The following is a 13,635-nucleotide window of genomic DNA, read 5'->3' as shown; positions in this document are numbered from 1 at the left end:
CTGAGGGGCAGCCCCGGGAAGGGGTAAGTGTGTCAAGACCAAAAGTGATGGTGATTGTCCAGGAGGGCCGCCCGCGCCCTCCTGTTGAACGGTTGGAAGCCGAGGCAGATGTCGTGGTGGTGCGCACCGCGGACGAGTTCCGGGCTGCCCAGCCCGGTGCGGAGATCCTGTTCCTGAACGACTTCAGGACCAAGCTCCTGCGTGAGGTGGGGCCGGGAGAGCTGCGCTGGATACACACCTCAAGCATCGGCGTTGACAGCCTGATGACCGATGAAATCGTCAACAGCGACATCGTTGTGAGCAACTCCCGCGGCGTGTGCGAGCGGCCGATCGCAGAGTGGGTACTGGGCGTCCTGCTGATGTTCACCAAAGACCTGCGCCGCACCATAGAGCTGCAACAGGCGCGCATCTGGCAGCACCGAGAAACCGAGCCGCTGCTGGGACGGAAAGTCCTGGTAGTGGGGCCGGGTCCGGTGGGCCGCGAAACCGTCCTCCTCCTGCGCGCTGCAGGAATGGACGTCAACGTTGTGGGCCGGTCTGCCAGGAACGATCCCCAGCTGGGTTCAATCTCCGGCTTTGATGAGCTTGACCAGCTTCTTGGCCAAGCCGATGACGTGGTGCTGACCCTGCCGCTTACATCAGAAACCCGCGGGCTGTTCAACTCGTCGCGGCTCCGCACAATGCGGCCCGGGGCGCGTCTGGTCAACGTAGGCCGCGGGGCGGTGGTGGTGGAGCAGGACCTTCTTGACTCCCTTGACGCCGGACATCTGGGCGGGGCGGCACTGGATGTGTTTGAACATGAGCCCTTGGATATCGGGAATCCGCTATGGAGTCGTCGGGACATCCTGGTCTCCCCGCATGCCTCCGGCGACTTGATCGGCTGGCGGGGAAGAGTAGTGGATTGCTTTGCCCGGAATCTCAGGCTGTGGAAGGCCCGTGAGCCGCTCCAGGACGTGGTGGACCTGAAGAAGCTTGGTCCGGCTACTCCTGCCTTGGCGTCTGAAGCGCCCTGATGAAGCCATTCCATGGGGTGTATTCCGGGTTCTAGAAACGGGCCGGAATACCCCCATGGGATCCCGTGTCCCAAGCTGGTACAGTGCTCTCACGATCCCCGTCGATAGTGTGATTTAGCACTCAAAATTATTTCGTGACGAGGATTTTACATGTCAAGCACACCAAGAGGTACGACGAAGACGCCGGCCCATACGCAGGAACATAAGCTCAGCGGAAATATGGGCGTGGGCGAGCTCGTGATGAGCGTGCTCGCGTTCTCCTCGCCCTTGACAACGGTCGCAGGTTTCATCCCTGTGCTGCTGATGTTCAGCGGCCACACCGCGCCCGGCATTTACATTTTGCTGACTGTAATGCTGCTCATCTTCTCCGTTGGATTCGTGAAGATGAGCCAGAGCGTCAAGAACCCCGGTGGTTTCTACTCCTTCGTCACGGCGGGCTTCGGTAAGCCCGCCGGTCTGGGAGGGGCCTTCCTTGCGCTCTTTGGCTACATGTTCATCGGCTTCTTCGCGCCGCCGCTGTTCGCGGTAACGCTGCAGGCTTTCGTCGTCAACACCCTAATCGGCCCGGACATCCCGTGGTATTGGTATGCACTCGGAATTATCGCGGTGACGACGTTTCTCGCCTACCATCGGATCGATCTTTCGGCGAGGGTCTTGACGATCGTGATGCTCCTTGAGTCCACGGTAGTTGTCATCTTCGACATCGCCTCCTTCGCCTCGAGCGGCGGCAATATGGAGCACAGCATCGGCTTTGCCATGCCGGGGCTGGCAGACGCCGGACTGGGACTGGCTTTGCTCTTCGCTGTTGGAAACTTCTTCGGATTTGAGGCCACAGTGATCTACCGCGACGAGGTCAAGAACCCCGAGCGGACGATCCCGAGGGCAACCTACCTTGCCGTGGCCGGTATCGGCCTGTTCTATGCCATTGCGGCTTGGGCCTATATCGCGTTCCTGGGAGCTGACAACGCCCAGACTGCCGCCCAAGACAACACCGTCAACTTGTTCAATGACGCCGCCACAGCGCTGCTCGGAAAAATCTTCGCAGATGTGGGCACGATCCTTTTGATCACCTCGATTCTGGCGTCGATGCTCTCTGTGCAAAATATCGCGGCCCGGTACAGCTTCTCCCTCGCGGCCGATGGGGTGCTGCCGTCAATCCTTGGGCGGGTACACCCCCGCCATAAGTCCCCGTACGTGTCGGGGCTGGCTGTGGGTCTGGTCTGGGGCGTGGCGACCGTGATCTTCACGATCCTGGCAGTATCCCCGGACAACCTTTATCCAATCGCCAGCGGCAGCGGCAGTTTCGCAGTCTTGCTCCTGATGTTCATCACGAGCTGCGCGGTTCTCGTTTACTTCCTGCGCCGTCGTAGCTTTGCGCCGGAGTCGGTCTGGAAGACAATAGTCGCACCGCTCATTAGCGCCGGATTCCTCGGACTCATCACTTACCTGGCAATCACCAACTACCCTGAGCTCATCGGCGGATCCACTGTCTTGACGGTCATCTTCATGACGTTCACTTTCGCATTGTTTTTAGGCGGCATTGCTTACGCCCTCGTCCTGCGTGCCAAGCGCCCTGAGGTGTATGCACGGCTGGGGCGGCAGAAGGTCGACTGACAGTTCCCCATTTCCCCTCAGCGACATATCTACATCTGGGAGATTGCAATGACGAAACAGATCAGGATTGGCCTGTTCGGTACCGGACGGATCGGTCAGGTGCATGCCATGAGTTTGGCTACCTTGGACGAAGCCACGCTTGCCTGGGTATGTGACCCCATTATCGAAAGTGCCAAACGGACAGCCGCCGAGTTTGGCGGCCGTGTGAGCGACGACCCCGAGGAAGTGTTCGCCTCAGGAGAAGTCGATGCCGTCATTGTCGCCTCACCAACTGCAACCCACGTGGACCTGGTGGAGAGAGCCATTGATGCAGGTGTTCCCGTGTTGTGCGAGAAGCCAATCGATCTGGATATCGCGCGTGTGAATGCGCTCCGTGCGAAAGCGGCGGCGTCGGACGTTCCCATCGCGTTGGGCTTCAACAAGCGCTTCGACAGGCATTTTGTGGAGCTAAAGCGTCGTGTAGCAGCTGGCGAGATTGGCAGGTTGGAGCAGATGGTGATCACCAGTCGCGACCCTGGGGAGCCGCCGGCATCGTATCTTGCAGACTCGGGTGGGATCTTCCGGGACATGACCATCCACGATCTGGATATGGCGCGGTACTTCATACCGGACATCGTGGAGGTATCAGCGCAGGGCGCGAACGTTTTCAGCGAGAACGCCCGCCACGCCGGAGACTTCGACTCGGCAGTGGTTACTCTGCGCGGGTCCAAGGACGAGCTAGTGACGATTGTGAATTCTCGTCATGCAGCCTATGGCTACGACCAGCGAATTGAGGCATTTGGCTCAACGGGACTGCTGCAAGTGGGCAACAAGAATGACACGCTCGTCCGGCACTGGAGTGCCAGGGCAGTCGAAGCGATCGGTCCCTACCAGAACTTCTTCCTGGAGCGCTATGCGGAGGCCTACCGTCTTGAAGTGGCCGAATTCCTGCGCGCAGTGCGGGGACTTCCTTCGCGGAACCCGGGCTTTGAGGACGGCCGCGCAGCGCTGATCCTGGCCGACGCCGCAGAGAAATCGGCCCGGGCCGGGGTTGCGATAGAAGTGGACCATACCTAGAGGGGCCAAAGATGCCGCCTGAACTGGGCCCCGATGTTTCGCAACAGCATCTGCGACCCAGGTCAGGCTCTTTTCGCTGATCACACAGAACCAACCCAGATGAGCTGGGCGGAAAGCCGGTGTCGTCGCAGCTCATAGGCCCAGGACATGACGGCTGACTGGCTGGACGGCGTCGGTTGGCATTTGCAAACAGAGACAGGGGACCTTGGTCCGTTTGCAAAAGCCGGGCGGGTACTGCTCGACGGATACGTAGAGGACAAAGCTCCCGAGGGGACATCATGTGGGTTGTCTCGAGGGGTGAGCGTCGCCTCTTTCACAGGACGGCTGCAGCCTTCTTATAGGGAGATAAGCCGGCGTCCGGCCAATCTCGGGCCAGCACGAGCCCCTAAATCCGCTATTAATTGAAACGATCCACATGGTCTGTTCGGCATTCCTTCCCCTGTTTCAAATTGGCACACATCCCGCATTCTCGAATCCGTCAAAGTTCAAGTAAGTGAAACAGTGTGGTGGGGGTCACGCAGATATAGGGCTTCCCCGGATTACCCCTGAAACTGCAGGATCAAACAAAAATTTGATCGACCGCCGCCTAACGTTTCACCGGTTCATTGCATAGCCCTATCGAACGAGGATGAGATGACCGACGCACCACCGGCGACCCCTCCACTGGTCGCCCTAAAGGACATACATAAGACATTCGGGGCGGTGTCCGCTTTGCGCGGCGTCAGCATCGATGTCCAGCCCGGCGAAACCTTCGCGTTGCTTGGCGACAATGCCGCCGGCAAGTCAACGCTCATGAAGGTACTCACGGGCGTGTACCAACCCGATCGGGGTTCCATCGAGTTGGACGGAAAGAGGACGGAGTTTCCCACTCCGTCGGCCTCCCGCGACCAAGGGGTCGAGATGGTGTACCAGGACTTTGCCCTGGCTGACAACCTGGATGTCCGTACCAACATTTTCTTGGGGCGGGAGCCGCAGAAGAACATTCTGGGTCCGCTGCTGAAGATCATCGACCGGAAAAAAATGGAAGCCGAAACCAGGCGGGTGCTGGAGCGGCTGGACATCCCTATCAACCCCCGGCTCAAGGTCAAGCGCTTGTCGGGTGGACAACGGCAAGCCGTTGCCATTGGGCGGGCACTGGCCTTTGATGCACGCCTAATCATCATGGACGAGCCCACCGCGAACCTGTCAGTGGCCAAGGTGGACAAGCTCATCGAGGTGACGCAGCGGCTCAAGGATTTGGGCATCGCTGTCATCATCATCACTCACCGCCTGGATGAAGCATTTGCAGTGGCCGACCGCTTCGCGGTCATGCGCCAAGGCCAGGTGGTGGGGCGCTTCCACGTAGGAGACGTCACTGAAGCCGAAGTGGCGCACCTCATCTCACACGGCACTCTGGACGACTATGTCGACAATGGGAGCGGCATTCCGGACGAGCGCCGCAAAATCGGAAGCACCTCGTCGATGAGTGTCGTTGACGCGCTGGCCGGACGCGGTACGACGAACGGGAGCGACTCGTGAGCCTCACAATGGAAAATCTGAAGACAAAGCTGGGACCGGCTGAGCTCAATGAGGAATCCGCTGCCACCAAAACCAAGCGCCTCATCGGGGATTACGGAATCCTCATTTTCTTCGTCCTCATCATCGTCTTCTTGGCTGCTGCCGCCCCGAACTTCCTCACGCTGAACAACCTGGTCAACGTCGTGCGGCAATCATCCATCATCGGATTGATTGCGCTGGGGATGACCTTCATCATGATCACCGCAGGAATCGACCTCTCTGTGGGATCCGTAGTGGGTTTGGCCGGCATGACCTTCGCGCTACTGGCCCCGGCCAGCGGAGGTGCCTTCTGGTTGCCGCTGATAGCCGGGCTCGGAGTGGGCCTGTTGGTCGGCTTCCTCAGCGCAGCGTTGGTGGTGTGGGGAGCTATCCTGCCATTTCTGGCAACCTTGGCGACGATGGCCATTGCCCGCACGGCGGCTCTGGTTATCACGGACGGGCAGGTTGTCTCCGGGCTGAGTGGCCCGGCTGAGTGGCTCGGCTCCGGGTTCATTGGTCCTGTCCCGGTGCCGGTGATTATCTTCCTCCTGGCTGCACTGCTGTGTGAGTTCGTGCTGAGCCGCACCAAGTTTGGTTCGCACGTCTACGCCGTGGGTGGAAATGAAGAATCCGCCAAGAAAGTGGGTATCTCCACAAGCCGGGTGCTTTTCACCGTCTACCTCATCGGCGGCATCACCGCCGCGCTGGGCGGCCTCGTCCTGACTGCCCGTCTCGATGGTGCGGCCCCCGTGGCCGGCACCGGCTACGAGCTGCAGGTGATTGCCGCCGTCGTCATCGGCGGGACAAGCCTGTTCGGCGGTGTGGGCACCATCCGGGGAACCGTCGTCGGCGTGCTCCTGCTGGGCGTCGTAATGAACGGCATGAACCTGCTGGGCGTCTCCTCATACTTCCAGCAAGGAGTCCAGGGCATCATCCTGGTGCTCGCCGTACTGCTGAACCGCTGGAAGTCGGACTGACCCTCACCAACGACAAACAAACCACCAATTTCCTTCACCACAGACAAAATCATTGAAAGGAACAACCATGGGAATGCGACGTAAGCTCGCCGCGGCTGTCGCAATGCTGGCCGCGAGTGCCCTCACGCTGACCGGGTGTGCCGGCGGCAGCAATGCCAGCAACGGTTCAGCCGCAGGCAAGACCTACAACATCGGAGTTGTGGTCCTCGACCTGCAGGACCCGGACCTGGCCCACATGACTGACGCCATGAAGAAGACGGCCGTCGAAAAGGGCGTCAAGCTCAGCATCACCGACTCCAAGAAAGACGTCGGAAGCGAACTCAACCAGGTTGAGGACCTCCTCACCCGCCAGGTTGACGCCATCATCATGCAGCCTCTCGATGGCGATGCCAGCCAGAACGCTGCGAAACGGGTCATCGCCGCCAACGTTCCGCTGTTCATCCTGTCAACCGAGTTCGCAGAAGGTGCCAACGTCGGCTACAAGAGCTACATCGGTGTCGATGACACGGTGGCCGGCGAAATGCAGGCCGAGTACCTCAACAAGCTCCTTCCCAACGGCGGCAACCTCGTCTTCGCGGCCGGCGTCTACGGTGCGTCATGGACCGACCGCCGCAAGTCGGGCTTCGACAAGACAATCAACAAGAACTTCAAGATTGTCGCCGAATTCCAGGCAAAGGGCAGCCGTGACGACGCCAAGCGCAACATGGAGGACACCCTTCAGCGCTTCCCGTCCGGAAAGATTGACGCCGTGGTGGCGAACAACGACGAAATGGCCATCGGTGCAGCCTCGGCCATTGCTGACGCGGGCCGCACGGCCGAGTTCAAGGCTGTGGTTGGCGTCGACGGCACCGACCCCGCCCTCCAGGACATCAAGGCAGGGACAATTTCGGCAACTGTACGCCAGGACTCAGCCGGACAGGGCGTCAAAGCAGTCGAGGTTGTCACCGACTTCCTTAAAGGCGGAAACGTGGAGAACCGCTACACGCTGCCATTCACGCTCATCACCAAGGACAACCTTTCCGAGTTCTTGAAGTAGGCAGTTCCATCAATCCAACGGGCACAGCGGATTCATCTGCTGTGCCCGTTCTGTTTTGGCACACCCCCGCGCCTACCGCATCTGCCTACACTTCCTGCGGACCACTACGAATGGAGAATGCAACCATGCCCGACGACGACGGTGACACGAAACTCAGGCAGCTGCTCGCCAGGTTGAGGGATCACGGCATCCAGGTGGACGACTCTCCGCGAAGACGCTCTGAGTATTCCTACGATGCATCGAACTACCGGGTACGGCCTGCCGCCGTCGCCTTCCCGAAAAACGTCGACGACGTTCGGACAGTTTTGCGGGCATGCTCGGCCACGGGAGTACCGACCACCGCACGCGGCGGGGGAACCTCGATGGCAGGGAACGCCGTAGGCGACGGTGTGGTGATCGACCTTTCCCGCCACATGACCTCTGTGGGATCCCTCGATGCAGGCCAGGCGACGGTGTGGGCCGACGCGGGGGTCGTCCTCGGTGAGCTGCGTGCGCAGGTTGGGAAGGCCACCACAGGCAAGCTGACATTTGCCCCGGACCCTTCTTCCCTGACGCGCGCCACAGTGGGTGGCTCCATCGGTAACGACGCCTGCGGAAACCACTCAGTAGCTTACGGCCGCATGACCCACCACGTGCAGGAGTTGGAGCTGGTCACGGCCGACGGCGCGTACCTCAGGGCGGGGCGGGATTTCCTCCGCGCTGTCGACGATAACGACGCCCATTCCGTTGCCCGGGCTGAGGACCTGCTGGAGGGCCTCAAAGCGCTGGCGGGAGCACATCTGGCGGCCCTCCGGGTGGAGCTGCAGACCATTCCCCGGCAGGTCTCTGGATATCACTTGGGCCATCTGCTGCCGGAACACGGCTTTAATGTTGCCAGTGCAATGGCAGGCAGCGAAGGCACATGCGCCGTTGTCGTGCGGGCCAAGGTGGGCCTTGTGCAAAAGCCCTCGGCTACCGCGCTGCTGTGCCTTGGCTACGCGAATACTATCGATTCCGCGCGTGATGTGACGACAATCCTGGGTGCAAAGCCGAGCGCCATCGAGGGCCTGGACGTATCGATCGTGGACATCATGCGGCACCGACGGGGAGCGGCAAGCGTGGAGTCATTGCCGGAGGGCAAAGCCTTTCTCATGGTCGAGTTTTCGGATGACACCCTCCAGCAGGCGGCCGCATCTTGTGAAGACCTGGTTGACAAGCTCGGCGTCGATGGCCGCGTCGTTGGCCATTCGATCGTCACGGAACCCCTGGACAGGGCCGCACTTTGGAGGGTGCGAGAAGACGGCGCGGGCCTTTCATCAAGACGGATCGATGGAGTGCAAACGTGGCCCGGCTGGGAAGATTCCGCGGTTGCACCGGAGCGTCTTGCCGACTACTTGGCGGACTTGCTCCCACTGGTGAAAAAGTACGGCTATACGGCCTTAATGTACGGCCACTTTGGTGCAGGGTGCGTCCATATGCGGTTGGACTACGATCTGCGCAGCGGCTCCGGCCGCAGGGTGTTCAGCGACTTCACTCGTGAGGCGGCCAAGCTGGTGGTGGCCCATGGAGGTTCCCTGTCCGGGGAACACGGTGACGGTCGGGCGCGCAGCGAATTACTTGACGTGATGTACTCCCAGGAGATGGTGGGCATCTTCAAGGCCTTCAAGCGCCTCTGGGATCCGGCAGGGGTCCTCAACCCCGGGATCATCGTCGACCCGGAACCTTTCTCAGCCTCGCTGGCTTTGGAAGGAGTAGTTGCACCCGGCCCCGCCCATGGTGAGCTGACCACAGCCCAGACTGCCGCCGTCGGACCTTCCTCCGAAGACCGTGCTCTGCTGCCGGTGGCAAGTCCGTTCGTCGGGAACACCCACGCATGCATCGGTGTAGGACGGTGCCGGTCCACCACTGGCGGCTTCATGTGCCCCAGTTACCGGGCCACAAAGGATGAAAAAGATTCGACCCGCGGCCGAGCCCGGGTATTGCAGGAACTGACCCGGACCCAAGGCAGTAGCAAGGACGGCTGGTCGAGCCCCGAAGTCCGGGAGGCACTGGACCTCTGCCTGTCCTGCAAGGCCTGTTCCGCTGACTGTCCCACCGGAGTGGACATCGCTGAAGCCAAGTCGGAACTCGTCGATGAGCATTACCGCGGGCGCATCCGGCCCTTTACTCACTACTCCATTGGCTGGCTGCCCCGGTGGCTCCCGCTGCTGACCCGCGTAGCACCCCTGGCTAATGTGGGGACTGCTTTACGCCCCTTCCGGCTTGTGGGGGAATGGTTGGGCATCAGCGCCCGGCGGCGGCTTCCAGCTTTCGCAACGAACGGCCGGATCCGGCGGCAGGTGCGGGAAGCCGCGTTCACGGGCAACGCCGACGTCCTTCTGTTCATCGACAGCTTTACGCGCGCGTTCCGGCCCGAGATCGTCCCGGCTGCGGCCCGGGTGCTCCGCGACACCGGCAGCTCGGTAGGGTGCACTCCGGACGCTTGCTGCGGCCTGACCTGGATCTCCACCGGGCAACGCGATGGGGCCCGACGGCGGCTGGCCCGGTTGGTAAGCAAACTCGACGACGGCACGAACCGGGATATCGTCGTCCTCGAACCCAGCTGCGCCGCGACCATTCGAGACGAAGGCCCAAAGCTGGTAGGCGGCGCGGCCGCTGCCAGAGTCGCGGCAAGGATCCGGTCGTTCTCCGTGGCGGTCGATGACGCCATCAGACGCGGGTGGAAGCCCACGGCGCTGGCGCCCGAAACAGCCGTGCTGCAAACCCACTGCCACGAGCACGCCGTATTCGGTTCAGGTGCCCAGAAACGCGTCCTGGAAGCTTGGGGGGTTCCGAACCTTGTGGAATCATCCTCTTGCTGCGGTGTCGCCGGCAACTTCGGTTTTGAGGCCGAGCACTTCGATATGTCTATGAAAGTTGCCGAGCATTCCGTCATTCCCGCCCTTGCCAAGGCCGGAAAGGACACCCTTGTTCTCACCGACGGTTTCAGTTGCGCCATGCAGGTCTCGCAGATAGACCCCGGGCGTTCGAGCAAGCATCTAGCCGTGGCGATGGACCCTGACAATGCCAGCGGGGGACGGTAGGTGGAATACTTCGGAATTTTCCTCATTTTGGTGGCGGCGGGGTTGGGCTTGGTCGGCCCGCATCTGGGCAAGCCCGCCCGTCAACTGCGAAACATGGCCAACGTGCGCGGCATCCTTTTTGTACCATCAGGCCCAGCAGCCTTTTTAATCGCCGCGGCCGGGTTCTTCATCTTCGTCACGAGCATCAGCTCACGATGATCCCGTCCCAACCGCGACGTATGACCGTGTCCAAAACTGAATCGGTTGGTTCAGCGGCGGGATACCCATTAGGTGCCATAGAACGGAGATTTGGAAAAGTGAGCATTCAGACGGGGTGGAGCAATTGGGCGGGAACACAAACATGCCAGCCCGAATCGGTCGTGAAGGCAGTATCTGTTGAGCAGGTGAGCGAGACAGTCAAGGACGCCACAAAACGGGGGATTTCGGTTCGACCGGTGGGGGCCGGCCATTCGTTTGCTCCCTTGGTGCCCACCGACGGAATCGTGCTCGACATCTCGGCTATCTCCGGAATCGTAGACATCGACAGGGAAGCGGCACAGGTGCGGGTCAAGGCAGGCACCCCCATCTGGGCGATGGGGGAACCCTTATGGGACGCCGGCCTGTCCTTGAAGAACCAAGGAGCAATTGATCTCCAGACGATCGCCGGTGCCATTAGCACATCCACCCACGGGTCAGGACTGCAGCTTACGGCCCTGTCGGGATCGGTTATCGGAGCAGAGTTGATAACTGCGGCCGGCACACTTGAACGAATCGGACCGGACGATCCACGTCTGCCTGCTCTCCGGGCGTCCATGGGCATGCTTGGCATTCTTGTGAGCGTAGATCTGCAGCTTGAGCCCGCATTCAAGTTGAAGGAATCATTGACTTTCCACCCCTTTGCGGAGGTTCTCAGCGATTGGGATGAGAGGAACCGGACGCACCGACACTTCAGTTTCGTACGCGGCCCCATGTACGACATGTCCGCTGAGCTGCCCCCGCTGCCCCGCGATCTGGATGATCCAACGCTGGTACGGACCTACGACACAGTCCCAGTAGACGCTGAAGACGATCCCACACCAGGCGCACGCGTCAACCGCCCATACCGCATTTACCCTGATCTGTATTCCACGCCATGGGATGAAGTGGAGTATTTCCTCCCTTACGACAAGGCGCAGGATGCGATATCGGCCTGCCTGCCCATCTTGGATCGTTTCCCGGATGATTTTCCGCTGGAGGTGCGGACGGTAGCAGGAGACGAATCATGGCTCTCCCCGATGTTTGGCAGGGATTCCGTGGCTCTTGGTTTCTGCAGGACGTTCGGCGCCGACAATCTGCCCTTTTTCCAAGCGATTGACCGTGCAATGTCCGAATTCGATGCCAGACCCCATTGGGGCAAACAACCATATTTTCTTGCCCCCGACCTCCTGCGGTCCCGCTATCCCAAATGGGACGACTTCAATGCTGTGCGGAGGGCGCTCGACCCCAACGGTACCTTCCTAAACGCTCCCTTGCGGGCGTTGTTCGGGTAGGAGCAGGCAAAGGAAACGCATGGCTGTCGCCGGACCGGATGTCCGGCGACAGCCTGGCAATCATGCGGTGCAAAGCACATGCCGTGGATTCACGGTGTACTTTCACAGGAGGCCCGTCCCAGAAGGAAGTCAAGACATCCAGGCCCCTAACCGTCAGCTTGGGTGTGGTTCTACCTGACGGAAACACTGGGGGACCGCGGTGCTCGGTGGGCTGAACGAAGGATCGGGCGCTCACGTCCGATCGAGGACGGTGGGCTGCCCAACCCGCAAGGAATCCAACAGTGACTACTGTCACTTTTTTGGCCATCAGTATGACAGCCATCACAATTTCTTGCCTTTGTACTATTGGGATGCTCGGCAGGGAGTGGTGTTGTTTATGTAACACCCTTAGCACCAGCGAAGGGCGTGTCACCAGCTAAGAGAGGGCTTCCCATGCCGGGTTATGTGAAAAACAAAGAAGAAGTGCAGCGAATCGAGGACTTCGTTGCGCCGTCCAGGTTTACCTGCGACGAAATCGGAGTCTACTTCAAGACGACCTGGGAGTACGCAAAGTCTGTCTTGCCTCCCATCTTTGAGCCACTGGGCGACGAGGAAGCAGGAACTTGCAACGCGTATGCAAACGTCACCCAGTACGAAAGCGCCTACTGTGGGACTTTCGACGGAGCAATTGTCTCAATCCTCTGCAAGTACGGCGACATCGAGGGCTACTGGATGTTGACTGAGATCATTTCTCCGGAACTTCCCGTAGCGATCGGACGCGAGCTCTGGGGTGAGGTCAAGAAGAACGGCAACGGGCGAATCTGGCGCGATGGGGCTAACGTCCGCGCAACAGGAGACAGACGTGGCATCCAGCTCATGGAAATCAACGCCGACATCACCGGCCCGGACCATGGCCCACACGTGGTTGACAGCAACGGTTTCGACATCAAGATGTTCCCCCACTCCAACGGTCGTGGCCTCCAGTACCCGCCCCTGCTGAACATTTGGGACATCAAGTATGAGTACACCTCCTACCGGGAAGGAACCGCCACACTCGAGTGGGGCCACTCCAAATGGGATCCCACGGACACCATCCCCATCGTGTCCATCGACAAGGCAATCGACGCCCAGTTTGCCGGCTACTGGCCTCTCGGGCAGCAGATCGAACTGGAAGACCCTGACAACATCTACGCCGGGTACATGTGGGGCCGCGGCTTCGACGATCCCACCTGGATGCCGATCGCACACCGGTTTAAGGGCCTGGACCAGCTGAACCCTGATCCCGACCGTCAGACAGAGCAGCTCAACGCATAGTTGTAGCCCACGCCCAAGCTCCCGCCGGGGCGCAAGCCGCCCACCCGGCCGGTGGCGCCCGGGAATCGGATTCTGACAATGGCGGGGTTGCCGTGAAGTACAACCACGGCAACCCGCCCCGATCACCGGAAAGGAAGCCGCTATGATCTGGCCGCTTCTCCTACTCGCCACCGCAGCTGAAGTGGCCGCAACAACTCTGCTTCCAAGGACCAACGAGTTCAGGAAACTGAAACCCACCCTGGCGGTCGCAGGCCTGTACACCATCGCGTTTGCCTTACTGGCCCAGATCCTGCAATTCACCGACATGGGTGTCGCCTACGCACTCTGGGCAGGGCTGGGAACTGCGGCCGTCGCGGCCGTAGGCGTCATGTTCCGAGGCGAAAAAGCCGGTTGGAAACATGCCCTGGGGATGGGACTCGTCGTGGCCGGCGTCGTCACTCTCAATCTTCAGGGCGGACACTAAGCCGCCGACAAGCCCAAGGCCAGTCCGCCGGTCTTCCCAGTCTCGTGCTGGCTCTCATCCCATGAACTAGGACACTG

General features: G+C 60.5%; 11 protein-coding genes. All 11 read left to right on the top strand.

Features of this window, described 5'->3' with window-relative positions:
• The first annotated feature begins 29 nt into the window (after nucleotides 1-29).
• Entirely contained in the window at nucleotides 30-1,013 is a 984-nt protein-coding gene (locus AB4089_RS15255; protein ID WP_441410123.1) for a D-2-hydroxyacid dehydrogenase, read from the top strand.
• A gap of 150 nt (nucleotides 1,014-1,163) precedes the next feature.
• Nucleotides 1,164-2,627: an APC family permease gene (locus tag AB4089_RS15250; RefSeq protein ID WP_441410122.1), complete on the top strand. Its 1,464-nt coding sequence runs from the start codon at nucleotides 1,164-1,166 to the stop codon at nucleotides 2,625-2,627.
• 48 nt (nucleotides 2,628-2,675) lie between these two features.
• Nucleotides 2,676-3,683: an inositol 2-dehydrogenase gene (iolG, locus tag AB4089_RS15245; protein WP_441410121.1), complete on the top strand. Its 1,008-nt coding sequence runs from the start codon at nucleotides 2,676-2,678 to the stop codon at nucleotides 3,681-3,683.
• 633 nt (nucleotides 3,684-4,316) lie between these two features.
• Nucleotides 4,317-5,201 carry an ATP-binding cassette domain-containing protein gene (locus tag AB4089_RS15240; RefSeq protein WP_441410120.1) on the top strand — a complete coding sequence of 295 codons (885 nt, stop codon included), beginning with the start codon at nucleotides 4,317-4,319 and terminating at the stop codon, nucleotides 5,199-5,201.
• Nucleotides 5,198-6,196, top strand: coding sequence for an ABC transporter permease (locus AB4089_RS15235; RefSeq protein ID WP_441410119.1), 999 nt, complete (start codon nucleotides 5,198-5,200; stop codon nucleotides 6,194-6,196). The genes AB4089_RS15240 and AB4089_RS15235 overlap by 4 nt, the downstream gene beginning before the upstream one ends.
• Before the next feature lie 67 nt (nucleotides 6,197-6,263).
• Nucleotides 6,264-7,232, top strand: a complete 969-nt coding sequence (locus tag AB4089_RS15230) for a sugar ABC transporter substrate-binding protein (RefSeq protein WP_441410118.1) — start codon at nucleotides 6,264-6,266, stop codon at nucleotides 7,230-7,232.
• 125 nt (nucleotides 7,233-7,357) lie between these two features.
• On the top strand, nucleotides 7,358-10,294 hold the full coding sequence (locus tag AB4089_RS15225; RefSeq protein WP_441410117.1) for an FAD-binding and (Fe-S)-binding domain-containing protein: 2,937 nt from the start codon (nucleotides 7,358-7,360) through the stop codon (nucleotides 10,292-10,294).
• A complete protein-coding gene (locus AB4089_RS15220) occupies nucleotides 10,295-10,492 on the top strand; it encodes a hypothetical protein (RefSeq protein ID WP_441410116.1) in 198 nt (65 codons plus the stop codon). It begins immediately after the preceding gene.
• 98 nt (nucleotides 10,493-10,590) lie between these two features.
• The gene (locus AB4089_RS15215) at nucleotides 10,591-11,802 is read left to right on the top strand and encodes a D-arabinono-1,4-lactone oxidase (protein WP_441410115.1); all 1,212 of its coding nucleotides are present in this window, start codon (nucleotides 10,591-10,593) and stop codon (nucleotides 11,800-11,802) included.
• Nucleotides 11,803-12,246: 444 nt separating this feature from the next.
• Nucleotides 12,247-13,095, top strand: a complete 849-nt coding sequence (locus AB4089_RS15210) for an acetoacetate decarboxylase family protein (RefSeq protein ID WP_441410114.1) — start codon at nucleotides 12,247-12,249, stop codon at nucleotides 13,093-13,095.
• A 142-nt stretch (nucleotides 13,096-13,237) separates the two neighbouring features.
• On the top strand, nucleotides 13,238-13,558 hold the full coding sequence (locus AB4089_RS15205) for a DMT family transporter (protein ID WP_441410113.1): 321 nt from the start codon (nucleotides 13,238-13,240) through the stop codon (nucleotides 13,556-13,558).
• The last annotated feature ends 77 nt before the right edge of the window (nucleotides 13,559-13,635 follow it).

This window comes from Arthrobacter sp. 2MCAF15 (genome assembly GCF_052115605.1).
GTDB lineage: Bacteria > Actinomycetota > Actinomycetes > Actinomycetales > Micrococcaceae > Arthrobacter.
Note: the sequence above shows the minus strand (reverse complement) of the source record. Positions and strands in the feature narration are given on the sequence as shown.